This is a genomic window from Phenylobacterium sp. CCH9-H3 (assembly GCF_001557235.1).
Taxonomy (GTDB): domain Bacteria; phylum Pseudomonadota; class Alphaproteobacteria; order Caulobacterales; family Caulobacteraceae; genus Phenylobacterium.
Window position 1 is genome coordinate 36,606 of sequence record NZ_LSJI01000057.1, and the last position, 22,945, is coordinate 59,550.

Genomic DNA, 22,945 nt, shown 5'->3' on the forward strand with positions numbered 1-22,945 from the left:
CCAAGGCGGGCGCGCCGGGCTTGATCGCCTGCTGAGGCTCGGCCATGAGTGCTGCATGGGCGCTGTTCGGACAGATAAGCCGCTGATCGCATTGTTGATCGGCTTCACGATGCTGACCCTGTCGGTCCTCGGCGCCGTTTGGCTGACCGCACGGCAGGAACAGGCTGCCAGCCTCGTCCGCCACACCCTGGAGGTCGAGAAGCGTCTTGCCGACGCCGCCTCCCTCGTCCAGGAGGCCGAGACCGGCCAGCGGGGCTACATTCTCAGCGGCCGGACCGAATTCCTGAAGCCCTACGAGCTGGCCCGCGCGCGGCTGGACGGCGACATCGCCGAACTCCAGCGCATGCTCGGCGACAATCCGGCCCAGGCGCAGCGGATCGCCCGGTTCAGGGCCCTCGCCCGCCGCCGCCTCACATACCTGGGCGAAAACCTGGCCCGCTTCCAGGCCGGCACGCCGCCTGCCCAGCTCGCCGACCGCTTCGACGAAGGGCGGTTCGTGATGGAGCAGCTTCGCGAACTGATGGTCCAGATGCGGGCCGCGGAAGAGCGCCTGCTGGCGGCCCGCTCCGAACAACTGCGGATGGAAGGGCTGCGCCTGCGCATCGCCCTCCTCGTCAGCGGCCTCGCCGTCGTGGCGCTAGGCGCCTTCGCGTTCGCGGACGGGCGCCGGCGCCTGCGGGGCGCGCTTGAGTCCGCCCGTGCCTTGGAGGTCGCGAACGCCAACCTGCGGGTCGAGAGCGAAAGCCGCGAGGCGGCGGAGGCCCAGGTCCGCCAGTTCCAGAAGATGCAGGCGATCGGCCAGCTCACCGGCGGCATCGCCCACGACTTCAACAACATGCTGGCCATCGTCATCGGCTCGCTGGACCTCGCCAAGCGGCGCCTCTCCAAGGATGTCGCCAAGGCCGAGGCCTGCATCGACAGCGCCCTGGAAGGCGCCGGTCGCGCCGCCCAGCTCACCGCCCGCCTCCTGGCCTTCTCCCGGTTGCAGCCGCTGGAACCGCGGGTGCTGGACGTCAACAAGCTGGTAGGCGGCATGTCCGAGCTGCTCCGCCGGACCATCGGCGAGAACCTGCGGGTGGAGACGGTCCTGGCGGGCGGCCTCTGGCGCACCTTCGCCGATCCGGCGCAGCTCGAGAACGCCATCGTCAACCTGTGCGTCAACGCCCGCGACGCGATGCCCGAAGGCGGCCGGCTGACCATCGAGACCTCGAACGCGCACCTCGACGACGCCTATGCCGCCGCCCACCAGGAGGTGCATCCCGGCCAGTATGTGATGATCTCGGTGAGCGACACCGGCACCGGCATGCCCCCAGAGGTGGTCGAGCGCGCCTTCGAACCGTTCTACACCACCAAGGGCGTCGGCCGCGGCACCGGCCTCGGCCTCAGCCAGGTCCACGGCTTCGTCAAGCAGAGCCAAGGCCACGTGAAGATCTATTCCGAGGCCGGCGTGGGGACGACGATCAAGATCTACCTGCCCCGCAACACCGGCGAACTGGACGCCACCGATGGCCAGCCGCGCCCCGTCGGCGAGCTGCCGCACGGCAGGCCCGAGGAGATCATCCTGGTGGTGGAGGATGACGAGCGCGTCCGCCACCTCAGTGTCGATGCCCTGCGCGAGCTCGGCTACACGGTGGTCCAGGCCTCGGACGCGGCCCAGGCGCTGACGGTTCTCGCCCTCCAGCCTCGCGTCGACCTCCTGTTCACCGACGTGGTGATGCCCGACCTCGACGGCCGGCGGCTCGCCGACAAGGCCAGGGCGGAGCGCCCGGGCCTGAAGGTGCTCTACACCACCGGCTACACGCGCAACGCCATCGTCCACAACGGCATGCTGGACGCCGACGTCGCCTTCATCGCCAAGCCCTTCACCATCGAGCAGGTGGCGCTGAAGGTCCGCCAGGTGCTGGACAGCTAGAACAGCACCCGCGGATTCAGGATGCGCTTGGGGTCCAGCGCGTGGCGGATGGCGCGCTGGGCCGCGAGTTCGACCTCGCTCTTGTAACGCGCGCCCTCGGCGGTCTTCATGGCGCCCAGCCCGTGTTCGGCGCTGATCGAACCGCCCATCGAAGCCACGAGGTCATGGACGATGCGCGAGCCCTGGTCGCGCCGCGCGGCGTGCTCGGCGTCCGAGCCGCCATCGGGCCGCAGGACGTCGTAGTGGATGTTGCCGTCCCCTACGTGGCCGAAAGCGGCGATCCGCGCGCCGGGGGCGAAGGCCTGCATGGCCGCCGTCGCTTCGGCGAGGAACGCCGCCACCCGGCTCACCGGCACCGCGATGTCGTGCTTCCAGGTCGCGCCTTCGGGCTTCTGAGCGGGCGACTGGTTCTCGCGGATCGCCCACAGCGCCTTCGCCTGGACATCGCTCTGGGCCACCACGGCGTCGCGGACCAGGCCCGCCTCCAGCCCCTCGGCCAGGAACCGCTCCATGGCCGCCTCCGCCGAACCCGGCTCTCCCGACGAGAACTCGGCCAGGACGTACCAGGGATGCGGCTCGGCCAGCGGGTCGCGCGTGCCGGCGATGTTGCGCAGCGCGAAGTCGAGGCCCAGGCGCCCCATCAGCTCGAAGGCCTCCACGGCGCCGCCGGTCTCGTCCTTGGCCCGGGCGAGCAGGCGGATGGCGTCCTCCGGACTGCCGACGCCGATCATCGCCACGGCCCGGGACGCCATGACCGGGTACAGCTTGAGCGCCGCCGCCGTCACCACGCCCAGCGTACCCTCCGCCCCGATCAGCAACTGCTTCAGGTCATAGCCGGTGTTGTCCTTGCGCAGACGCTTCAGGCCGTTCCAGACCTCGCCGTTCGGCAGCACCGCCTCCAGGCCCAGCACCAGGTTTCGGGCCATGCCGTACCGCAGCACCTGGGTCCCCCCGGCGTTGGTGGAGACCACGCCGCCCACGGTCGCCGAGCCCTCTGACGCCAGCCCGAGCGGAAAGCGCCGCCCCACTCCGGCCGCCGCCGCATGCACCTCCGCCAGCGTAACCCCCGCCTCGGCCGTGAGGGCGTCGTCGAAGGGGTCGACCTCGCGGACGCCCTTCATCCGTTCGGTGGACAGCAGCACCTCGCCCTGCGGAATCTGGCCGCCGACCAGCCCGGTGTTGCCGCCCTGGATCGTGATCGCCTGACCCGCCTCGAAGCAGATCCCCACCACCGCGGCCACGTCGGCCGTGGTCTTCGGCAAGGCCAGGAACGGCGTCTGGCCCACCCAGCGGTCGCGCCATTCCACCAGCTTCGGCGCGATGCGCTCAGCGTCCTCGCTCCAGCCGCCGGCGCCCAGCACCGCCTTCAGGCGCGAGATCACATCGGCGGGGACGGGGGCGGTCATGGGGTCAATCTAGCCCCGCGGGCCTAGCCGACAAAGCCCGCCGCGCGCTTCAGGCGGTCGTTGATCGCCTCGCCCAGGCCTTCGTGCGGGATCGGCGCCACCGCGATCCCCGCCGGCCCGGTGCGGTCGGCGGCGCGGAGATAGGCGAAGAGGTTCGCAGCCGCCTCGCGCAGGTCGCCGCTCGGGCTGAGGTTGAACGGGCCCGGCGCGCCCGGGCCGAACGACAGCCAGGCCTCGCCAGGGGCGGGCCTCGCCGCATCCAGCCGCACCGGCGCGTTGGGCGCATAGTGCCGCGTCAGCCGGCCGGGCGAGCGCTTCGCATCGGCCTCCGCCTCGGCCAGAGCCCCGACCACCGCCTCGATCTCGGCCCGCGTCACCGCCCCCGGGCGCAGGAGCCGCGGCTGGTCCAGCAGGGCCACGACCGTGGACTCAAGTCCGATCCCGCACGGTCCGCCGTCCAGCGCCGCGGCCGCGGCGGCGCCGGTCTCCTCGACGGCGTCGGCGAAGGTGGTGGGACTGGGACGCCCGGACCGGTTCGCCGAGGGCGCCACGACCGGCCCGCCCACCGCCTCGATCAGCGCATGGGCCAGCGGATGTCCCGGCGCGCGGACGGCCACCGTGTCCAGCCCCGCCCGCGCCAGGTCGCACACCGCCTGGGTGTCGATCACGGGCAGCACCAGGGTCAGCGGGCCGGGCCAGAACCGCCGCGCCAGCGCCTCGGCCCGGGCATCGAAACGGGCGATCCGGCGCGCCATCTCCAGGTCGGCCACGTGGGCGATGAGCGGGTTGAAGCTGGGCCGTCCCTTGGCCTCGTAGACCGCCGCCACCGCCCGCGCGTTGGCCGCGTCGGCCGCCAGGCCATAGACGGTCTCCGTGGGCATCAGCACCAGGCCGCCGCCGCGAATGGCGCTGGCCGCCGCTTCCACCTCCGCCTGCCGATCGCTCACGGTCCCGCCTGCTTCCTGACGAACTCGACTTCGAACGCGAGGTCCAGCATGTCGCCGACGAAGGGTCTAGCGGCCGTCACGCCAAAGTCCGAGCGCTTGATGCGTCCGCCGCCGGAGAACCGCAACCGCGGCTCCGCCCCCACGCCGTCGAAGACGATGTCCAGCAGGATCGGGCGGGTGACCCCGTGCAGCGTGAGGTCGCCCTCAAGACGCCCACGCCCGTCGGCGCCGCCAGCGACGCCGTTCGAGGTGAACCGGATGACGGGATGCTTCTCGGGCTCCAGCGCGCTCTTCACCCGGCGTCCCGCGACCCTATCCACCGACTCGGCCGAGGCCGGATCGACGGCGATGCTGACCCGCGTGCTGCGCCAGGTGGCGGGATCATACGCGAAGCCGCCGGAGAGTCGCGTGAAGCGCACCGTGCTGCGGGTAAGGCCGCCCAGATAGGCGAGCTTCACCGTCAGGCTCGAACGCCGCGGATCCAGGACATAGCCGCCCGCCGGCGCGCGGGCCGGGTCGCGGCTGGGCTCGGCGACGACGCGCGAGGCCGGCGCCAGCAGGATGAGGGTGGCCAGGGCGCAGACGATGGCGGCGCGGCTCGGCAGGCGGGCCCCTTCCCGGATCGGCCATCCGCGCGCGGGCGCGGCTTGGCGGCCGGAAGACTGTCGCATCCCGCGCGCCGAACCTCTAGAACCCGGCGCAGCTTTTTCGAGAGGCCGCCCGCATGACCTTCCGCGCTCCCGTCCGAGACCTGGCTTTCGCGCTCAAGACCGTCGGCCATCCGCAGCTGCTGGCCCGCGCCTTCCCCGATCTCGACGACGACACGGTCCAGGCGGTGCTGGAAGCCGCGGCCGCCTTCGCCGACAACGAGCTCGCGCCGCTGAACCGCAAGGGCGACCTGGAAGGGGCCCGCTACGAGAACGGCAAGGTCACCGCCGCCACGGGTTTCGCCGACGCCTATCGCCACTTCGTCGAGCAGGGCTGGAACTCGCTCTCGGCCGAGCCTGAGCACGGCGGCCAGGGCCTGTCCAAGGCCATGGAACTGGCCGTGTTCGAGATGGTGCACGCCGCGAACATGGCCTTCGGCCTGTGCCCGATGCTCACCCAGGGCGCCATCGAAGCCCTCGCCCTGCACGGCACCGAACGCCAGAAGCGCCTGATCCTGCCGAAGATGGTCTCCGGCGAGTGGACCGGCGCCATGGTCCTGACCGAGCCGCAGGCGGGGTCCGACCTCGCCGCCCTGACCACCCGCGCCGAGCCCGACGGCAAGGGCGGCTATCGCCTCACCGGCCAGAAGATCTTCATCACCTGGGGCGACCACGACGCAGCGGACAACATCTGCCACCTGGTGCTGGCCCGCACGCCCGACGCGCCGCCCGGGGTGAAGGGCATCAGCCTCTTCCTGGCCAACAAGTTCGAGGTGAAGGACGACGGCTCGCTCGGCGGCCGCAACGATTTCCGCCCCGGATCCATCGAGCACAAGCTGGGCATCCACGCCTCGCCCACCTGCGTGATGCTGTACGAGGGCGCCCAGGCCGAACTGGTCGGCGAGCTGGGCCAGGGCCTGGCCCACATGTTCGTCATGATGAACGCGGCCCGCCTGCAGGTGGGCGTACAGGGGGTCGGCATCGCGGAACGCGCCTTCCAGCAGGCGCTGGCGTTCAGCCAGGAGCGCAAGCAGGGCCGCACCACCTGGGACGCGGACGGGGCGATCTATGGCCACCCCGACGTGCGGCGCACCCTGATGCTGATGAAGGCCAAGATCGAGGCGGCGCGCGGCATCTGCCTCACCACCGGCGTCCTCGCCGATGTCGCCCGCCTCGCCGAGACGGACGAGGAGCGCGCCGCGGCCAAGGCGCGCCAGGAGCTGCTCACCCCGATCGCCAAGGCCTGGTCCACCGACGTGGGTGTGGAGTGCGCCTCGCTGGGCGTGCAGATCCACGGCGGCATGGGCTTCATCGAGGAGACCGGCGCGGCTCAGCACTACCGCGACGCGCGCATCGCCCCGATCTACGAGGGCACCAACGCCATCCAGGCCCTCGACCTGATCGGCCGCAAGGTGCGGCTCAATGGCGGCGCGACCCTCAAGGCGCTCTGCGCCGAGATGGCGCTTACCGCCGAACTGCTCACCGAAACGGCGGAGCTCGCAACGGTCGGCCGCCGCCTCGCGGCGGGGATCGCAGCGCTGGAGCGGGCCACGGACGGCGTCCTGGGCGCCGCCAACGCCGCCGCCCTCACCGCCGCCACGCCGTTCCTGAAGCTGGCCGGCGACGTCGTGGGGGGCTGGATTCTGGGCCGCCAGGCCCTGGCGGCGGCCGGATCCGACGATCCCTGGCTCGCCAGCAAGGGGGCGCTGGCCCGGCTCTATGCGAGCCAGGTGCTCGCCCTGGCGCCGGGCCTGGCCGACGCCATCGCCGAGGAGGGCGCAGAGGATATGGCCACGATCACAGCCGCGGCCCTCGCTGGGTAGAGCCGAGGCGGCCAACTCGCCTTAGGGTTGAGATAACGCCGATTCTCGGACAGTTTACCTTTGGGTCCTAGGGTCCCGCGAAAGGGTAGGGGCGTAATGTCGAAGGCCAAGTCTCGGAGCGGTGCGCCAGCCGTGGCGGACGGCGTCGTCGACGCGCGCTACACGGCCTATCAGCTGACCGTCGGCGGCCTGTGGCTGCCGCTTCCCATCCACTTCGCCTTCAACCTGGTGGCCGCCGCGGGGATCTGGTTCCTGGGCCATCCCATGCTGGCGGGCGTGATGCTGGCCAGCAGCTGCGCCATCGACACCGTCCAGCAGATCCTGGTCCGCCGCTGGCTCAGGCAGAGCGCGACGGCCGACGAGAAGCGCGGCTTCCGCAAGCTCGGCGCGCTGTGCGTGGCGCGGGTCGTCTTCTACACCGCCCCGACCATGGCCATGGCGTGGAACGGCGGGCCGCCCGAGCACCTGCTCTACGGCCTCCAGCTCATGACGCTGCTGCTCGTGGCCACCGGCGCCGGCGCCCTCTCGCGCACGGTGTTGTGGAGCCTGGCCGGACCGGTCCTGCTCCAGATCGCGGCGATGATCTTCCTGCGCTTCGACCTGCCCACGGCGGCGGCCGTCGGCAGCGGCTTCCTGGTGCTGGCCGTCATCCTGACCCTGATCGCGGAACGGACCAACCGCGCCATCTCCACCTGGCATGCCGCCTTCCTCGGCAATGTGGAGCTGGTGGACGAGTTGGCCGCCGCGCGGGACCAGGCGGTGGCGGAGCGAACCGCCGCCGACGCCGCGCGCGAGGCCGCACGCACCGCCAACCGCGCCAAGTCCAACTTCCTCGCCACCATGAGCCACGAGATCCGCACGCCGATGAACGGTGTCCTCGGCATGGCCCAGCTCATGAAGCGCGACGCCGTCGACCCGGTCCAGTCCGGCCGGCTGGACGTGCTGATCGACAGCGGCGAGTACCTGCTCTCGATCCTCAACGACATCCTGGACGTCTCCAAGATCGACGCCGGCAAGCTCGAGATCGTCCCGGCGGCCGAGGATCTGCACGACCTGCTCCATCGGCTGGTGAGCTTCTGGGCCCCCCGGGCCGACGAGCGCGGCGTGGCGCTGCAGCTGCGGCTCGGCGCCGACGTGCCCCAGATGGTGTTCGTCGACGCCCTGCGCCTGCGCCAGGTCCTGTTCAACCTGGTCGGCAATGCGCTGAAGTTCACCGACGCCGGCTCGGTCCAGGTGATCGCCGAGGCGGCCGTCTGGGACGACGACACGGTGCGCCTGCACCTGGCGGTTCGCGACACGGGCCCTGGCATCGCGCCCCAGCATCTGCCCCAGCTCTTCGACCGCTTCTCCCAGGCCGACGAGTCCGAGGCGCGGCGCTTCACCGGCACCGGCCTGGGCCTCGCGATCGTCAAGCAGCTGGTCGAGCTGATGAACGGCCGCGTCTGGGTGGAGAGCGAGCTCGGCCGCGGATCGACCTTCCACCTCGAGCTGCCGCTGGAAGTGGTCGAAGACGCCGCCTATCCCGCCACGCCCGACACCAACGAGCCGCAGGCCTTCGCCGTCGAGACGCTCCGCATTCTCGCGGTCGACGACAACGACGTGAACCTCCTGGTGCTCGACCAGCTCCTCACCAGCCTCGGCCACACCGTCGCCAAGGCCACGTCCGGCGCCGAGGCGCTGCGGGCGCTGAACGACGAGCGCTTCGACCTCGTGCTGACCGACATCCAGATGCCCGGCCTGACCGGCCTCGATGTCCTGCAGACCCTTCGCCTGGCCCCCGGCCCCAACCAGGCGGTCCCGGTCATCGCCCTGACCGCCGACGTCACCTCGGGCGGACGCCAGAGCTACCTCGACCAGGGCTTCACCGAACACGCCGCCAAGCCGATCCAGCTCCAGGAGCTGCTCGGCGCCATCGTCCGCGCGGTCAGCGCCGGACCGGTCGAGATCTCCCGCGTCGCCTAAGCGGCCTGCAAGGCCGGCAGATCGTGGAGGACGGGGTCCAGGCCCCGGCCCATCAGGTCGATGAAGTTGTCGCGGTAGAACGCCCGCCGGCCCGCCGCGTCCACGCTGGCCAGGCTGTCATTGAACCGCTTCAGTGGATTGCGCCCGCCCTCGATGTGCGGGAAGTCGGACGAGAACAGCACCATCTCGGTCCCCGCGTTGGCCATGATCCACGCCACGTCCTCGTGCGGATAGGGCGTGACCCGCAGCTGGCGGCGCAGGATGGCGCTGGGCGTGTCGGAGAGCGTCTGCAGCCGCTCCTCCCGGCCGAACGCCGCGCAGCCGGAGTCCAGGAACTTCATCAGGCTGGGCAGCCACGACGCGCCCAGTTCGATGGCTCCGAACTTCAGCCTCGGGAACCGGTCGAACACGCCGTCGATCACCAGCGCCGACAGAGTCTGCCAGATGCTCAGGGGGATCGCCATGAAGGTCAGGGAGGTGAAGTTCTCGTCCCCGCCGTGGAAGTCCTTCACGAAGGGCAGCCCGTTCTCCAGGTAGTCCTTGTGCATCTTCTCCTCGCCGCCGACGTGGAACAGGATCGGCAGCCCCGCCTCCTGCGCCACGGCCCACAGCGGGTCCAGCTCCCGGTGGCTGGGCGAGAAGCCCGGCGGATGGCGCGAGGGAACCACCAGCCCCTTGGCGCCGAGCTCGATGGCCTCCCGCGCGATCTGCGGCGCCCGCGCCCGGTCGACCAGCGGCACGTAGCCGGTGGCCAGCAGCCGCCGGTCCACCGCGCAGAACTCGGTCATCATCCGATTGTGGGCGCGGGCCGCTTCGACAGCCAGTTCGACCTCGCCCATCTGCTCCAGCCCGAAGTTCGACAGGCAGGCGGTGGTGAACACCAGCTGGCTCGCGAAGCCCAGGTAGTCCAGCGTCGCCGGCCGGTCGGCGGCATCGAACGCGCCCAGCGCCTCGTAATTCTTGCGCAGCAGGATGTTGGCCTCGGCGCCGGCCCGGAACTCCGGGTCCCGCGCCTTCTCGGCCGCCTTGGCGAACCACTCGGGCAGCACGTCCTTGCGCCCGGTCTTGTCGATGAACGCCTGGCGGAACCGCGGGTCGAGGTAGCGGTTGATCGTGCCCGGCAGCTCCATGATGTGGCTGTCGGCGTCGTGAACGGTCTGGCCCTCGACATAAGCCATGGCGCATCCTCCCAAGATGAGCTCGTTTGTTGCCGAACATTCCGACCCTTCGAACGCCGACCGTCAAGGCTTCTGGACCCGCCACCCGGCCGAGGTGGCGGTCGACCTGATCGGCTGGTCGGTGTTCGTGGATGGCGTGGGCGGGCGGATCGTGGAGACCGAGGCCTACCACCACGAGGATCCCGCCTCGCACAGCTATGCAGGTCCCACGCCCCGCAACGCGGTGATGTTCGGGCCGCCGGCCCACCTCTACGTCTACCGCTCGTACGGCATCCACTGGTGCATGAACTTCGTCTGCTGGTCGCAGGCGCCGGGCGGGGCGGTGCTGATCCGGGCCGTCGAGCCCACGGCCGGCCTGGACGTCATGGCCCAGCGCCGCGGCCTGGGCGATCCCCGCGCGCTCTGCTCCGGCCCCGGCAAGCTCTGCGCCGCCCTCGCCGTCACCCGCGAGCACAACGGCCTGGCTCTGGACCGGCCGCCCTTCGAGCTCCGTCCCGGCCGCGCGTCCCGTGTCGTCGCCGGCCCGCGCATCGGCATCACCAAGGCCGCCGACGTCCCCTGGCGCTTCGGCGAAGCGGGCTCCCGCTTCCTCAGCCGGCCGTTTCCACCGGGCGCGGATTCGGCGCGGAAGCGCCGCGACCGGACGTGAGCCGCGGCCGTCAGCCCTCAGGGTCTCCGCCGTCGCCCCGGTTGCGTTCATAGCAACGCGTCTGCGGAAACCGCGGCAGCCACGCCTCGCGGCGGGTGGTCCAGCTTTCGTAGCTTGGCGTCAGCTGGTCGGGCGCATCCAGGGCTCCCAGGTGCGCCTCGATCTCGTCCTCGAACACGGCGAAGACCGACGAGCCGCAGCGGGGGCAGAAGCGCCGGCCCGCGTAGTCGCGCGTCTCACCCTCGATCGTCACGGCATCCTTCGGAAAGATCGCGGCGGCATAGAACAGAGCGCCGTGATGCTTGCGACAGTCCAGGCAGTGGCAGATGGCAACCCGGTTCGGCCGCCCCGTCGCCACCAGCCGCACATCGCCGCAGAGGCACCCGCCGGTAAAGCGTTCCAAGCCGTATCTCCTTCCTTGCGGCTCCCTCGAACGCGGTTCGGGGTTGCCGGGTTGCCCCCCGCTGGGCAGCCTGTGCGAGAGTCCACGGCGGCTGGCCCCCGGGGGGCGATGACTGCCCGGGTGCGGAGAGGCCGGCATGATCTTCTGGACCGCGAACCTGGTCGGCATGGTCTTGGCCTACTTCCTCGGCTCCATTCCCACCGCCTATCTGGCCGGCCGGACGCTCAAGGGCATCGACATCCGCGAGCTTGGCTCCCGGTCCGTCGGGGCCACGAACGCCCTGAGGGTCCTGGGCAAGGGACCAGGCCTGCTGGTTCTCCTGGTCGACGTGCTGAAGGGCGCGGCGGCGATCGCCCTCGTCCGCGGGATCCAGTCGTGGCTCCAGGCGTCGCCGTCCGCCGCGCCTCCGGCGGGGCTCGATCCGCAGGCCTGGGCGACCTGGATGGTCTGCGCGGCCGGCCTGCTCGTGGTGCTGGGCCACAGTCGCTCGGTCTGGCTGAACTTCACCGGCGGCAAGTCCGCCGCTGCGGGCCTTGGCGTCCTCCTGGCCATGTCCTGGCCCGTCGGCCTGGGCGCCGCCGCGGTCTTCGCCGTGGCGCTGGCGATCTCGCGGATCGCGTCCCTGAGCTCGATGCTCGCCGCCGTCGCCGCCGTCGCCCTCGTCGTCGGCCTGGACCACCCCCTCGCCTATCGGCTGCTGGTGATCGCCGGCGCCCTCTACGTCGTCGCCCGCCACCGCGCGAACATCCAGCGCCTGCTCGCCGGAACGGAGCCGCGCCTGGGCCAGGCGCCGCGCGCTTAGTCCCGCGGCTTCGGGCCCAGCAGCGGCATCACCTCCACCCCGTCGCACGGAAAGATCGTGAAGTGCGGATGGCCTTCGAACAGCTTCGCCGCCGCCTCGTGCGACGGCGCGCGCACGACCACGAACACCGTCAGCAGGTTGACCACGTCCGTCACGCCCTCGGCCGTGGTGCGCTTGGTCGGCCCCAGCGGTCCACCCGGATAGACGATCGCGTCGCGGTGCGCCTCGTCCCAGGCCGCCAGCGCCGCCAGCCCCACCTCGTCCGTCCGCTGCCGCTCCTCGTCGGTCATGGCGTACCAGTCCCGCCACCGCGGGCCGTTCTTGTCGCTGGTGAAGACCGCCAGGTAGTGACCGTCGTTCGCCATCACGTCCCCCTCTGTGCTGAGCACGACAGTCCCGCTCCCGCGCTTCGCTCGCCCTTCACCCGCGGTCTTCCGCCAGCGTGTGCGCGACGATGGCGTTGGCGTGACCGTGTCCCATGCCGTGTTCGCTTTTCAGCATGGTGACCAGCTCCATGTGCTTCGCCGGACACCGCTGGCGAACCAGCGCCTGCCACTCCGAGATCGGACGACCGTAGGTCTTCTCGATCGAGGGAAAGTAGGACTGGGGTCCCTTGATCCGCTCCTCCGCCACGGCGCGATCCTCCTTGTTGTCTCTTCTGATGACGAACGGCCCGTGACCCGCCCGACACGCGCGCCGAGGTTTTTTCCGCATCGCAGGACCGGGGAGTCGAATTCAAGCTTTGCCTTGACGGCAGCGTCGGCTACCTCCGGTCGCACTTTTGCGTTGGGGGGCGCTCAGGTGGCCGAAGCATTCATCAAGGGCAATATCGATCTCTTCCGCCTCGAGCGGCTGTTCGGGCTGGGCATCGACGACGCGACGTCGAGCCGCCTTCAGCTGTCCGGGGGGCTCCTCCTCGTGGGGCTCAACGGTTCGAACCTCACCTACGACGGCGCGTCTCAGCTGAATGGCGGCACGATCACCGGCATCTCGTTCGTTGAGTACCAGCCGGGTCCGGACCGCTTCATCGCCAGCTCGATCGGTCTGAACGGGATCAACATCACGGCGACCCTGGCCAATCAGTATCTCTATGCCGCGAATACGCCCGGGGCGCTCGCCTACGTCCTCTCCGGGGCCGACTCGGTCCGGGGTGAAGTGACCTCGGACCTGCTGCGTGGCTACGACGGCGCCGACACCATCAATGGGATCGGTGGCTCCGACACGATCTATGGCGGCGCGGGGGACGATCGGATCCTCGGCGGCGACCTCTCCGTGGTCTCGCCCAACCACGCCGCCTATCTCCGCGGCGACGAGGGCAACGACGAGATCTTCGGGACCCAAGGGTTCGACGACATCAACGGCAACGTCGGGAACGACACGGCCGGCGGCGGTTCTGGCGACGACTGGGTCGTGGGTGGCAAGGATAACGACTCCCTGTCCGGCGACCTCGGCGCGGACCTCGTCTACGGCAACCTCGGAAACGACACGCTGAACGGCGGCGAGGGGAACGACATCGTCCGCGGCGGGCAGCAGGACGACCTCATCAGCGGCGGCGGCGGCGATGACTACCTGTCCGGTGACCGCGGCGGCGACCGGGTGACCGGCGGCGCGGGCGCGGACATCTTCCACACCTTCGGCGCGGCCGACCTCGACGTGGTCACCGACTTCAACCGCGCCCAGGGCGACCGGGTGCAACTGGATCCGGGTACGCAGTACACCACCAGCCAGCAGGGAGCCGACGTCCACGTCGACATGGTGGGCGGCGGCAAGTTGGTGCTGCTCAACGTCCAGCTTTCAAGCCTCGGCGCCGGCTGGATCTTCGGCGCGTAGTCCGCGGGCGCCGGCGAAAGATAGCGCCGACGCCCGCTACGGTCGGACCCGCCCCGCTTAGAGCTGGGCCAGCATGTAGTCGGCGGAGGAGACCTTGAACTCGCCGCCCTCCTCGACGTTCAGCTCGCTGACCACGCCGTCCTTGACGATCATGGAATAGCGCTGCGAGCGCTTGCCCATGCCGAACTTGCTGCCGTCCATGGCCAGGCCAACGGCGTCGGTGAAGGCGCCGTTGCCGTCGCCGAGCATGACGATGTCCTCGCCCACCGCCTGGTCCTCGCCCCAGGCGCGCATGACGAAGGCGTCGTTGACCGACAGGCAGGCGATCTCATCGACGCCCTTGGCCTTCAGGTCCGGCGCGTGCTGCTTGAAGCCCGGCAGGTGCTTGGCCGAGCAGGTCGGCGTGAAGGCGCCCGGCACGGCGAACAGCGCCACGGTCTTGCCCTTGAAGAAGTCCTCGGTCTGGACGGGCTTCGGCCCCTCGGCCGTGGCCTGGGTCAGGGTCACGTTGGGCAGCTTATCGCCAACCTTGATCGTCATCGGAGGTCTCCCTTGAGCGGTTTCGATGTGCAGATAACGGGAACGAGGCCCTGCGGTAACCTCGATTTCCGCAGATAGGTGTTTCCCCCCTTGATGTCGCCATCATCCGGCAGAATCTGTGGAGCGATGGAAGGTGGTTTCCTCTCGGGGCAGATGCTCATCGCCATGCCGGGGATCGGCGACCCGCGGTTCGAGCGGTCGCTGGTGCTGCTGTGCGCCCATGATCACGACCACGCGATGGGAATCGCGGTGAACCGGCCGATCGAAGGCCTGACGGTGCCCGACCTGCTGGAGCGGCTCGAGATCGAGAGTGACGCCGACCTCGACGAGGACCTCGTGCTGCTGGGCGGCCCGGTGGAGATGGAGCGCGGCTTCGTGGTCCACACCGATGACTACCACGCCGAGCACAGCCTCGACCTGGGCGGGGGCCTGTCGCTCACCACCACCCGGGAGGTGCTGGAGGCCATGGGCCGGCGCGCGCCCCAGCCGCGGCGCGCGATCCTGACCCTGGGCTACGCCGGATGGGGCGCCGGCCAGCTGGAAAAGGAGATTCGGCAGAACGTGTGGCTGACCGTCGAGGCCGACGAGGCCCTGGTCTTCGACGACGACTACGACACCAAGTGGGCCCGCGCCCTGGGCAAGCTGGGCATCGACCCGCAGTTCCTGAGCGCCGAGGCCGGGCAGGCCTGAGACTCAAAGTTCCTCCCCCCTTTGGGGGAGGGGACCGCGGCGCGGTGGAGGGGGTTATCCACGGCCGTTGAGGCCCCCCACAGTCGGCATTCGCCGACAGCTCCCCCGAGCGGGAGCAATTGGAGCTAGCCCCTCGCCTTCACCGGCGCTGCGCCGTCGACGTAGCTCTCATTGAGATAGACTTCGGCTTCCTGGGCCGACAGCGCCGGCGCATAGCCGAAGCCCTGGCCGTAGTCGCAGCCCAGCGACAGCAGGTGGCGCGCCATGCCGGCGTTCTCGACGCCCTCGGCCACCACTTCCATGTCCAGGTCCTGGCCGAGCTTCACCACCGAGGAGACGATCTTGGCCGACCCCTCGTTGGTGGCCATGGTGCGCACGAAGTAGCGGTCGATCTTCAGGGTGTCGAACGGCAGGCGGGTCAGGTAGCTCAGCGACGAGAAGCCGGTGCCGAAATCGTCCAAAGCCAGGGCCGCGCCCGCCGCGCGCAGCGAGCGCAGGATCACGGCGGCCTTGTCCGGGTCGCGCATGACGTCGCTCTCGGTGACCTCCAGCTTCAGCGCGCCGGGCGGCAGGTCGGTCTCGCGGCGGATGTGCTCCACGTCCGACACCAGATCGGGACGTTCCAGCTCGCCGGTGGACAGGTTCACCGCCACGGTCAGCTCGCCGGCGGCCCGGTGGCGCTTGCGCCAGGTCCCGAGCTGGCGGGACGCCTCGCGCATCATCATGGCGCCCAGCTCGGGCATCAGGCCCATCTCGTCGCAGAGCGGCAGGAATTGCTCGGGCATCAACAGGCCCCGGCGCGGGTGGCGCCAGCGGACCAGGGCCTCGAAGCCGGACAGGGCGCCGGTCGAGAGGCGCACGATGGGCTGGTAGAAGGGCGTCAGCTCGCCCCGGCGCAGGGCCCCCTTGAGGTCGCCCTCCAGCGCCAGCCGCGACAGGCCGTCGGTCTCCAGGCTGCGGCCATAGGCGGCCGCGCCGCCGCGGCCGTTGCTCTTGGCCGCCTCCACCGCGAGCTCGGCGCGGCGCAGCAGCTCGGCGGCCTCCGGCGCCTCCTCGCCGCCCGGCGCCTCGACGGCGCCGATGGAGAGGGTCGGGTGGATGTCGAATCCGGCCACGCGCAGCGGCTGCTCCAGGGCGCGGCGCAGGGTCTCGGCGCCCGGCGAGGCGGTGACGGGGGCCAGGGCGGCGAACTCGTCCTCGCCGATGCGGGCCAGGAGGGCGCCGGGCGGGAAGGCGGCGGCCAGGCGCGAGCCCAGCGCGGCCAGCACCAGGTCGGCGCGCTCGTGGCCCAGGGCCTCGTTCAGGCGGCGCAGCCGGTCCAGGTCGGCGACGATCAGTTCGTACTGACCCGGCGCCTGCAGCCGCTCTCGGGCCAGGGTGATGAAGCTCTTGCGGTCGGCCAGGCCCGTCAGGTGGTCGAGGCCCGAGGCGGCGAACCGCACCTCGGCGGCCACCACGCCCGCGGCGCGGACGCCCTCCTCCAGCCACACGCCCCGCCAGATGCAGGGGCTGCCGCCGCGCAGGCGCAGGCGGACGGCCACCTCACCGCCCGGCGCCTGCTGGCGCAGGATGTCCTCGGCGATGGCGCGGTCCTGGGGCAGGGCGAGAGCGCGGAGGGCGGCGGACGAACAGTCGGGCGCAAGCGGGCCGAGGCCGAGGGCGCGGGTGGCCCCGGTCAGGCGCAAGCGGTCCTTCTCCGGCTCCCAGACCCACAGCGCGACCTCCGCCGCCCCGAGCGCCTCGAGCGTGGCCGTCGCGTCCCACATCCAACGGTCGTTGGCCATTCCGTCCCGAATTCGAGTCCGTGTTTCGGGGCGCGGGCCTAGACCGACACCCCCTCGTCCGGCCCCTCGCGATCCCGATAGGGGGTCACCAGGCCGAACAGAACATGATCTCGCCAATCGCCGTTAATTTTAAGATAAGCCTGTGCGAATCCCTCCTCCTGGAACCCCGCTTTCCTGAGCAGGGTCCGGGATGGCTGGTTGTCGGGGATGCACGCCGCCTCCAGGCGGTGGAGGCCCAGGGTCCGGAAGGCGAACTCCGACAGCGCCCGGACGGCGGCCAGGGTGAGCCCTTGTCGAACAAACGGCCGGCCGCACCAGTAGCCCACCGACCCCATCTGGGCCACGCCGCGCCGGACGTTCGACAGGGTGATGCCGCCGGTCAAGGCGTCGTCGGAACTGCGGAAGATGAAGAAGGGATAGGCCAGCCCGATCTCCCGGTCGCGGGCGTAGGCCAGCAGGCGGCGGCGGAAGGCGGCGCGGGAGAGGTCGTCGGCCGGCCAGGTGGGCTCCCACGGCTGCAGGAAACCCCGGCTCTGGGCGCGCAGCTCGCGCCACTCGGCGAAGTCGCCGGCGCGCGGCGGACGCAGCCAGACTCCCTGGCCTTCGACGCGAAGGCCGCTTTCCGGCGCGATCCAGTCCAGCAGGGCCATGGACGCCGAGCCTCGCGCAATTCGGCGCGTGGTCAAGAGGCGCGGCTTTCGGCTCCGCTCACGCGCCGAACAGGACCTGTTCGAACCGCTCCGCCGCCGGCAGCGAGGCCTTTGGCCCCAGGATGGCGGTGGCCGATCGGCCAGGGGTCAGGATCTTGGCCGTCAGATCGGCGATCTGCCTGGCCGTCACGGCGTCGACTTCGGCGGCCACGGCCTCCGGGTCCAGCGTCTCGCCGAACAGCAGCACTTGGCCGGCGGCCTGTTCGGCGCGCGCCAGCGCCGACTCCCGGCCCATGAACATCGAGCCCTTGAGCTGGGCCTTGGCCCGCGAAAGCTCGACGTCGCCGACCGGATCGGCCAGCAGGCGGATCTGTTGAGCCGTCACCTCGGCGAGCTCACCGGCGTCCTTGGCGTCGCAGCCCGCGAACACGCCCAGGATGCCGGTGTCGGCATAGGTCTCGGAATAGGCGTCGATGGCGTAGGCCAGGCCCCGCGCCTCGCGCGCTTCCTGGAACAGCCGCGAAGCCATGCCGCCGCCCAGGATCTCGGCCAGCAGGCGCAGGGCGAAGTAGTCGGGGTCCTTCACGCCCACCGCCGGCAGCAGGAACACCAGGTTCGCCTGCTCCAGGCGCTTGGCCACGGTGGTGGTCCCCCCGGCGAACGCCGCCGGCTCGGCCGCCGCCAGCCCCTCGCCCGCGGCCCCGCCGAAGTCGCGCTCGGCCAGCCGCAGCAGGTCGTCCTCGTCCACCGCCCCGGCGGCGCTGACCACCAGCGTCTCGGGCGCATACAGAGCGCTGCGCCAGGCCCCCAGGGTCTGTGGCGTGGCCGCCTTGATCGATTGCACGGTGCCCAGGATCGGCCGGCCCAGCGGCTGTCCGGCGAAGGCGGCGGCCTGGGCCAGTTCGAACACCAGGTCGTCCGGGGTGTCGGCGGCCTCGGCGATCTCCTGGCCGACCACCTGCTTCTCGCGGGCCAGGTCGCCGGCGTCCATCGTCGGCCGCAGGACAAGGTCGGCGATCACCGAGGACCCGAGGTCCAGGCCGTGCTTGAGCGCCCGCACCTGGAAGCTGGTCCGCTCGTAGCCGGTGGCCGCGTTGATGTGGCCGCCCTCAGCCTCGATGACCTCGACGATCTGCTTGGCGGAGCGGCCGCCGGCGCCCTTGAACACCATGTGCTCCAAGAGGTGCGACCAACCGGAGTGGGCGGCGTCCTCGAAGCGCGCGCCCCGGCCGGCCACTACCGACAGCGCCACGGTCTGCCAGCCCGGCAACGGGTCGCAGACCACCCGCACGCCGTTGGCCAGCCTATGAACCCGGGGACCCGTCACCGCTCGGCGAACGCGCGGACGTAGGCCTTGATGGTGTCGGCCTCGCCCGGCAGGCGGTCGAAGCGTTCGGGCCGGCCGGCCATGCTGGCGAAGCCGCGCGGCAGTTGCGGCTCGACCCCGCAGGCCTTGGCCACGTCCTCGGGGAACTTGGCCGCGTGCGCCGTCGACAGCACCACGGCCGGCCCCTCCAGCTTCACATGCCGCAGCGCCGAGACGGCCACGGCCGTGTGCGGGTCGATCAGTTCGCCGGTCTCGTTCAGGGTGGAGACGATGGCGCGGAGCGTCTCGTCCTCGCCGATACCGACGCCGGTGAAGGTGGCCTGCATGGCCGACAGGGCGCCGGGCGGAATGTCGATCACGCCGACCTTTCCGAAGGCTTCGAACGCGCGCGCCGTCTCCGTGGCCTCGCGCTGAACGCCCTCGAAATAGAGCCGCTCGAAGTTCGAGGCCGACTGGATGTCCATGGCCGGCGACAGGGTGGGCTGCACGGTGCCGCGGGCGTAGCGGCCGGTGGCGAAGGCGCGCGCCAGGATGTCGTTGGAGTTGGTCGCCACCACGATCCGCCTGATCGGCAGGCCCATGCGCATGGCCACATAGCCGGCGAAGGCGTCGCCGAAATTGCCGGACGGAACCACGAAGTTCACCTCGCGGTCCGGCGCGCCCAGCGCCGCCGCCGTGGTGAAGTAGTAGACGGCCTGGGCGGCGATCCGGGCGAAGTTGATCGAGTTCACCGCCGCCAGGTCCACCGCTTGCCGCAGCGCCCGGTCCTGGAAGGCGTCTTTCAGGATCGCCTGGCAGTCGTCGAAGGTCCCCTTCACCGCCACGCAGGCGATGTTGGTCTCCTCGGCCGTGGTCATGAACCGGCGCTGGACCTCGCTGATCCGCCCCTCGGGGAACATGACCACCACCCCGACATTCTTCGCGCCGCGGAAGGCTTCGACGGCCGCCCCGCCGGTGTCGCCGGAGGTGGCGCAGAGGATCGTCTGCTTGCGGCCCTGCCGCCCCAGGATGTGGTCGTACAGCCGGGCCAGGATCTGCATGGCCACGTCCTTGAAGGCGAGGCTGGGGCCATGGAACAGCTCGGCGATGAAGGTCTGCGGCGCGATCTGCACCAGCGGAACCACGGCCTTGTGGCTGAAGGTTCCGTACGCCTCCTCGCACATGGCCAGCATGTCGGCCGCACCGATCTCGTCGCCCGCGAACTTGCCCAGCACCGCCGCCGCGACCTGGGCGTAGGGCATGCCGGCGAAGGCGGCGATCTCGGCCTTCGTGAACGTCGGCCACGCCTCGGGCACGTAAAGGCCGCCGTCCGGGGCGAGCCCGCCCAGCACCGCATCGGTGAAGCCGACCTGGGCGGCCTGGCCGCGGGTCGAGACGTAGCGCATCTATTTCTTCCGGCGTTTGAAGAGCATGGCGGCATAGACGCCGAGCAGGGCAGCGGCAAGGCCGTACCAGGTCAGGGCGTACTCCAGGTGCCGGTTGGAGATCACGGCGGGGATGGGCGCGGGGATCAGGCCCTTCCATTCCGGGTTGGTGGCGGTCTCGGCCATCAGGAACAGGGGCGCGGGACCGGGCGCCTGCAGGGCGGCGGCCATGGCCGCCACATCGCGGGTGTACCAGCGGGCCGGCCGATTGGGCGGCGAGAAGCTGTTGCCCGGCTCAGGCTGGCGCAGCACCCCGGTCACCTCGACCGGAGCCGTGGCGTCGCGGTCGACCGGGGGCCGGGCCGAGACAGTGTCGGCGACGAAGCCGCGATCCACCAGGATCGTGCGGTAGCGGGTGCTGTCGGTCCGGCAGGCGGAGATGAGCCGAACGCCGGGCTGCCCGTCGCGCAGGCCGTAGAGCTCGAGATAGGGCGCGGTCGCGATGCCGGGACAGCTGACGATCACGCGCGTGAAGTCCGCATCGCCGCCCTCCGCCACCCGATCCAGCACCGGGCCCAGCGGCTGGGCCGGCGCGGCCTGCAGGGCCTCGATGCGGGCGAGGAGATCGCGCTTCCAGTGCAGGCGCTGAAGCTGCCAGGTTCCGAGGGCCAGCAGGATCGCCAGGGCGATGGCGGCGGCGATGGTCAGCCCGACCGGGAAACCCCGGCCGCCGTCAGGGGTCATGGCGCGCTTCGGACGCCCGGTTCATGAACTGCGCCGCGAGCATGGCGCCCTTCAACGGGCGCATCAGGCCCAGCGACAGGATGAGGGTCGCCGGGAGCCAGAGGATCAGGTGCACCCAGATCGGGGGGTGGACCGTGAACTCGGTGAACACAGCCGCGAAGGCCACGGCGAAGCCCGCGATCAGGATCACGAACACCGCCGGGCCATCGCCCGAGTCGGCCTTGGAGAAGTCGTAGCCACACGCCTCGCAGGCGGGCGCCACCTTCAGGAAACCGTCGAAGAGGAAGCCCTCGCCGCAATTGGGGCAGCGGCCGGAAAGGCCCGCCATCAGCGGATGGGGCTTGCTCACATCCCGCGCCTTAGTGCGCCGGCCCGCCGAAGATCACGTAGATGAAGGCGAACAGGAACAGCCACACCACGTCGACGAAGTGCCAGTACCAGGCGGCCGCCTCGAAGCCGAAGTGTTGCTTCGGCGTGAAGCCGCCACGCATCAGGCGCACCAGGCAGACCAGCAGGAAGATGGTGCCGATGAGCACGTGGAAACCGTGGAAGCCGGTGGCCATGAAGAAGGACGAACCGTAGAGGCCCGAATTCTCCTGCCCCTCGGCGCCGAAGAAGTACTTGTGCTCGAGGATGTGGTGGTACTCGTAGGCCTGGACGGCCGTGAAGAGCACGCCCAGCAGGACGGTCAGCAGCAGGCCGACCTTTGCGCCCTTGCGGTCGCCGACCTGGAGCGCGTGGTGGGCCCAGGTGACGGTCGTGCCGGACAGCAGCAGGATCAGGGTGTTGACCAGCGGCAGCTGGAACGCGGGCACGGTCTCGATGCCCTTCGGCGGCCAGGCCGCCCAGGCGGTGGCCACCTCCTCGATCGGCGCATGCGTCCGGTTGCCGTGGAACAGGGCCATCTCGAAGAAGATCCAGAACCACGCGACGAAGAACATCACCTCCGAGGCGATGAACAGCACCATGCCGTAGCGCAGGCCGATGGAGACGACCGGCGTGTGGTCGCCCGCATTGGCTTCCTTGATCACGTCGGCCCACCAGCCGACCATGGTGAAGAGCACCCCGGCCAGGCCCGCGAAGAACAGCCACGAGGTGTGCTGCGGCAGGCCGAACAGGCCTTTCATCCACGCCACGCCGCCGATCGCCATCACCGTCGCCGCGATGGAACCGACCAGCGGCCACGGGCTCGGATTGACCAGGTGGTAGTCGTGCTTCACGCCAGCGGCCATTGCGGTCCTAACCCCTTGCAGTTCCCCTCGCGCGCAGACGCTAGAGTCGCGCGTGGTCAGTCGCGGACGCTATAGCCCTGCGCCGATGCATCCGCCAAGGGGGAAAGGACGCTTTGCCGCTACGGCGCAGCGGGGAACGCACGGGTGAGGAAATTTCGCGTCAGGGCGACCGCTTCGTCCAGGTTGGTCTCCAGCAGCCAATGGCCGCCGTCCAGCAGGTGCAACTCGGCGTCCGGCAGGTCGCGGAGGTAGGCGCGCGCCGAGGCCTCCGGCATGTAGCCGTCCTGCGGCCCCCAGATGATCAGGGTCGGCGGCCGGCGTTCGCGCAGCCAGGCCTGGTAGCGCGGGAACCAGTCGACATTGGCCTTCCAGCCCATCAGGACCCGGACCAGGATCTCCCTGCGTGCGGGCGTCACGAAGCCGGCGTGCAGCTTCCAGAGATCGGGCGGGATCCGTTCGGCGAGGTCGGGACGGACGTCGTTGAGGAATTCCACCCGGAACTCCTCCTCGCTGACCGCCTTGGAGAACGCCTCGCGCTGTTGCGCCTCGGGCAGGGCCAGGGTCTCCAGCAGCCCCTTGTACTTCGGCCCCAGGGCGTCCTCGTAGATGTCGCCGTTCTGGATGATCAGCGCCGCGACCTGGTCGGACCGCTGCAGCGCCAGGCGCAGGCCGATCCAGGTTCCGAAGTCGTGCAGGTAGAGGGCGAACCGCTTCACCCCGAGGGCGTCGGCGAAGCGGCCCAGGAAGTGGGCATAGCCGCTGAAGTCATGCTGGAACCCGGGCGGATCGTCGGTCAGCCCGCTACCCGGGAAGTCCGGGGCCAGCAGTCGCCAGCGGTCGGCCAGCGCCGGCATGTAGTTGCGGAACTCGAACGACGAGCAGGGATAGCCGTGGGGCAGCAGCAGGACCGGGGCGTCGGGCGGGCCGGCCTCCCGGTAGAAGACGCCGTGGCCGTCCAGCTCCAGGCGCCGGTGGCGAACGCGGCGGAGGTCGTCCTCGGCCGCGCCGCGCGCGATGTCGGGTTCGTGTCGCATGCCCGCCGAACCGGCGGGCCC

The 22,945-nt window shown here is 70.7% G+C and carries 23 protein-coding genes; 7 read left to right on the plus strand and 16 right to left on the minus strand.

Annotated elements, in window-relative coordinates; genetic code table 11:
* Positions 1 to 55: 55 nt before the first annotated feature.
* Positions 56 to 1,912, plus strand: a complete 1,857-nt coding sequence (locus tag AX721_RS04895; RefSeq protein ID WP_068874904.1) for a CHASE3 domain-containing protein — start codon at positions 56 to 58, stop codon at positions 1,910 to 1,912.
* Here the strand turns inward: AX721_RS04895 and AX721_RS04900 are convergent.
* Genes AX721_RS04900 through AX721_RS04910 form a run of 3 tightly spaced genes read right to left on the minus strand, consistent with a single transcriptional unit; the run spans position 1,909 to position 4,936 of the window.
* Complete coding sequence (locus AX721_RS04900) at positions 1,909 to 3,318, minus strand: FAD-binding oxidoreductase (RefSeq protein WP_068874905.1); 1,410 nt, start codon at positions 3,316 to 3,318, stop codon at positions 1,909 to 1,911. The genes AX721_RS04895 and AX721_RS04900 overlap by 4 nt on opposite strands.
* 23 nt (positions 3,319 to 3,341) lie before the next feature.
* Positions 3,342 to 4,265, minus strand: a complete 924-nt coding sequence (locus AX721_RS04905; protein WP_068874906.1) for an L-threonylcarbamoyladenylate synthase — start codon at positions 4,263 to 4,265, stop codon at positions 3,342 to 3,344.
* On the minus strand, positions 4,262 to 4,936 hold the full coding sequence (locus AX721_RS04910) for a YceI family protein (RefSeq protein ID WP_068874907.1): 675 nt from the start codon (positions 4,934 to 4,936) through the stop codon (positions 4,262 to 4,264). The genes AX721_RS04905 and AX721_RS04910 overlap by 4 nt, the downstream gene beginning before the upstream one ends.
* A gap of 53 nt (positions 4,937 to 4,989) precedes the next feature.
* Here AX721_RS04910 and AX721_RS04915 point away from each other — a divergent pair, with 53 nt between their 5' ends.
* Together AX721_RS04915 and AX721_RS04920 are read left to right on the plus strand one after the other, a co-directional pair.
* Positions 4,990 to 6,735 carry an acyl-CoA dehydrogenase gene (locus AX721_RS04915; protein WP_068874908.1) on the plus strand — a complete coding sequence of 582 codons (1,746 nt, stop codon included), beginning with the start codon at positions 4,990 to 4,992 and terminating at the stop codon, positions 6,733 to 6,735.
* A 96-nt stretch (positions 6,736 to 6,831) separates the two neighbouring features.
* Positions 6,832 to 8,697 (plus strand): ATP-binding protein, encoded by a 1,866-nt coding sequence (locus AX721_RS04920; protein ID WP_082765338.1) that lies wholly within the window; start codon positions 6,832 to 6,834, stop codon positions 8,695 to 8,697.
* Here the strand turns inward: AX721_RS04920 and AX721_RS04925 are convergent.
* On the minus strand, positions 8,694 to 9,875 hold the full coding sequence (locus AX721_RS04925; RefSeq protein WP_068874910.1) for an amidohydrolase family protein: 1,182 nt from the start codon (positions 9,873 to 9,875) through the stop codon (positions 8,694 to 8,696). The two genes, AX721_RS04920 and AX721_RS04925, sit on opposite strands and share 4 nt — an antisense overlap.
* 16 nt (positions 9,876 to 9,891) lie before the next feature.
* On the opposite strand from AX721_RS04925, the gene AX721_RS04930 reads away from it, so the two are divergent.
* Positions 9,892 to 10,524 (plus strand): DNA-3-methyladenine glycosylase, encoded by a 633-nt coding sequence (locus tag AX721_RS04930; protein WP_197422466.1) that lies wholly within the window; start codon positions 9,892 to 9,894, stop codon positions 10,522 to 10,524.
* A 10-nt stretch (positions 10,525 to 10,534) separates the two neighbouring features.
* On the opposite strand, the gene AX721_RS04935 is transcribed toward AX721_RS04930, so the two are convergent.
* Complete coding sequence (locus AX721_RS04935) at positions 10,535 to 10,927, minus strand: GFA family protein (protein ID WP_068874911.1); 393 nt, start codon at positions 10,925 to 10,927, stop codon at positions 10,535 to 10,537.
* 136 nt (positions 10,928 to 11,063) lie between these two features.
* On the opposite strand from AX721_RS04935, the gene plsY reads away from it, so the two are divergent.
* Complete coding sequence (plsY, locus tag AX721_RS04940) at positions 11,064 to 11,729, plus strand: glycerol-3-phosphate 1-O-acyltransferase PlsY (RefSeq protein ID WP_068874912.1); 666 nt, start codon at positions 11,064 to 11,066, stop codon at positions 11,727 to 11,729.
* Here plsY and AX721_RS04945 read toward each other — a convergent pair.
* Complete coding sequence (locus AX721_RS04945; RefSeq protein ID WP_068874913.1) at positions 11,726 to 12,094, minus strand: hypothetical protein; 369 nt, start codon at positions 12,092 to 12,094, stop codon at positions 11,726 to 11,728. The two genes, plsY and AX721_RS04945, sit on opposite strands and share 4 nt — an antisense overlap.
* A 55-nt stretch (positions 12,095 to 12,149) precedes the next feature.
* Complete coding sequence (locus AX721_RS04950) at positions 12,150 to 12,362, minus strand: DUF4287 domain-containing protein (RefSeq protein ID WP_068874914.1); 213 nt, start codon at positions 12,360 to 12,362, stop codon at positions 12,150 to 12,152.
* Positions 12,363 to 12,530: 168 nt separating this feature from the next.
* On the opposite strand from AX721_RS04950, the gene AX721_RS04955 reads away from it, so the two are divergent.
* Positions 12,531 to 13,559: a calcium-binding protein gene (locus tag AX721_RS04955; RefSeq protein WP_068874915.1), complete on the plus strand. Its 1,029-nt coding sequence runs from the start codon at positions 12,531 to 12,533 to the stop codon at positions 13,557 to 13,559.
* A gap of 57 nt (positions 13,560 to 13,616) precedes the next feature.
* Here AX721_RS04955 and AX721_RS04960 read toward each other — a convergent pair whose 3' ends face one another.
* Positions 13,617 to 14,099: a peroxiredoxin gene (locus AX721_RS04960; protein ID WP_068874916.1), complete on the minus strand. Its 483-nt coding sequence runs from the start codon at positions 14,097 to 14,099 to the stop codon at positions 13,617 to 13,619.
* 126 nt (positions 14,100 to 14,225) lie between these two features.
* On the opposite strand from AX721_RS04960, the gene AX721_RS04965 reads away from it, so the two are divergent.
* Positions 14,226 to 14,789 carry a YqgE/AlgH family protein gene (locus AX721_RS04965; protein WP_068874917.1) on the plus strand — a complete coding sequence of 188 codons (564 nt, stop codon included), beginning with the start codon at positions 14,226 to 14,228 and terminating at the stop codon, positions 14,787 to 14,789.
* A gap of 125 nt (positions 14,790 to 14,914) precedes the next feature.
* Here AX721_RS04965 and AX721_RS04970 read toward each other — a convergent pair whose 3' ends face one another.
* The 8 genes from AX721_RS04970 to AX721_RS05005 form a co-directional block, all read right to left on the minus strand.
* On the minus strand, positions 14,915 to 16,573 hold the full coding sequence (locus AX721_RS04970; protein ID WP_068874918.1) for a bifunctional diguanylate cyclase/phosphodiesterase: 1,659 nt from the start codon (positions 16,571 to 16,573) through the stop codon (positions 14,915 to 14,917).
* Between the two features lie 38 nt (positions 16,574 to 16,611).
* On the minus strand, positions 16,612 to 17,223 hold the full coding sequence (locus tag AX721_RS04975; protein ID WP_068874919.1) for a GNAT family N-acetyltransferase: 612 nt from the start codon (positions 17,221 to 17,223) through the stop codon (positions 16,612 to 16,614).
* A 58-nt stretch (positions 17,224 to 17,281) separates the two neighbouring features.
* Complete coding sequence (locus AX721_RS04980) at positions 17,282 to 18,550, minus strand: pitrilysin family protein (RefSeq protein ID WP_068874920.1); 1,269 nt, start codon at positions 18,548 to 18,550, stop codon at positions 17,282 to 17,284.
* Positions 18,547 to 19,935: a threonine synthase gene (gene thrC, locus AX721_RS04985; protein WP_068874921.1), complete on the minus strand. Its 1,389-nt coding sequence runs from the start codon at positions 19,933 to 19,935 to the stop codon at positions 18,547 to 18,549. The genes AX721_RS04980 and thrC overlap by 4 nt, the downstream gene beginning before the upstream one ends.
* Complete coding sequence (locus AX721_RS04990) at positions 19,936 to 20,658, minus strand: SURF1 family protein (RefSeq protein WP_068874922.1); 723 nt, start codon at positions 20,656 to 20,658, stop codon at positions 19,936 to 19,938.
* Complete coding sequence (locus tag AX721_RS04995; RefSeq protein WP_068874923.1) at positions 20,648 to 21,007, minus strand: DUF983 domain-containing protein; 360 nt, start codon at positions 21,005 to 21,007, stop codon at positions 20,648 to 20,650. Before AX721_RS04995 ends, AX721_RS04990 begins: the two co-directional genes overlap by 11 nt.
* 10 nt (positions 21,008 to 21,017) lie before the next feature.
* Positions 21,018 to 21,890 (minus strand): cytochrome c oxidase subunit 3, encoded by an 873-nt coding sequence (locus AX721_RS05000; RefSeq protein ID WP_068874924.1) that lies wholly within the window; start codon positions 21,888 to 21,890, stop codon positions 21,018 to 21,020.
* A gap of 119 nt (positions 21,891 to 22,009) precedes the next feature.
* On the minus strand, positions 22,010 to 22,945 hold a 936-nt coding region (locus AX721_RS05005; RefSeq protein ID WP_231754700.1), incomplete at its 5' end, for an alpha/beta fold hydrolase.

Bases quoted from the DNA above. Each gene is read 5' to 3' on its own strand.
- AX721_RS04895 (WP_068874904.1), top strand. From the start codon at position 56: ATGGGCGCTGTTCGGACAGATAAGCCGCTGATCGCATTGTTGATCGGC.
- AX721_RS04900 (WP_068874905.1), bottom strand. From the start codon at position 3,318: ATGACCGCCCCCGTCCCCGCCGATGTGATCTCGCGCCTGAAGGCGGTG.
- AX721_RS04910 (WP_068874907.1), bottom strand. From the start codon at position 4,936: ATGCGACAGTCTTCCGGCCGCCAAGCCGCGCCCGCGCGCGGATGGCCG.
- AX721_RS04915 (WP_068874908.1), top strand. From the start codon at position 4,990: ATGACCTTCCGCGCTCCCGTCCGAGACCTGGCTTTCGCGCTCAAGACC.
- AX721_RS04920 (WP_082765338.1), top strand. From the start codon at position 6,832: ATGTCGAAGGCCAAGTCTCGGAGCGGTGCGCCAGCCGTGGCGGACGGC.
- AX721_RS04925 (WP_068874910.1), bottom strand. From the start codon at position 9,875: ATGGCTTATGTCGAGGGCCAGACCGTTCACGACGCCGACAGCCACATC.
- AX721_RS04930 (WP_197422466.1), top strand. From the start codon at position 9,892: ATGAGCTCGTTTGTTGCCGAACATTCCGACCCTTCGAACGCCGACCGT.
- plsY (WP_068874912.1), top strand. From the start codon at position 11,064: ATGATCTTCTGGACCGCGAACCTGGTCGGCATGGTCTTGGCCTACTTC.
- AX721_RS04945 (WP_068874913.1), bottom strand. From the start codon at position 12,094: ATGGCGAACGACGGTCACTACCTGGCGGTCTTCACCAGCGACAAGAAC.
- AX721_RS04960 (WP_068874916.1), bottom strand. From the start codon at position 14,099: ATGACGATCAAGGTTGGCGATAAGCTGCCCAACGTGACCCTGACCCAG.
- AX721_RS04965 (WP_068874917.1), top strand. From the start codon at position 14,226: ATGGAAGGTGGTTTCCTCTCGGGGCAGATGCTCATCGCCATGCCGGGG.
- AX721_RS04970 (WP_068874918.1), bottom strand. From the start codon at position 16,573: ATGGCCAACGACCGTTGGATGTGGGACGCGACGGCCACGCTCGAGGCG.
- AX721_RS04975 (WP_068874919.1), bottom strand. From the start codon at position 17,223: ATGGCCCTGCTGGACTGGATCGCGCCGGAAAGCGGCCTTCGCGTCGAA.
- thrC (WP_068874921.1), bottom strand. From the start codon at position 19,935: ATGCGCTACGTCTCGACCCGCGGCCAGGCCGCCCAGGTCGGCTTCACC.
- AX721_RS04990 (WP_068874922.1), bottom strand. From the start codon at position 20,658: ATGACCCCTGACGGCGGCCGGGGTTTCCCGGTCGGGCTGACCATCGCC.
- AX721_RS05000 (WP_068874924.1), bottom strand. From the start codon at position 21,890: ATGGCCGCTGGCGTGAAGCACGACTACCACCTGGTCAATCCGAGCCCG.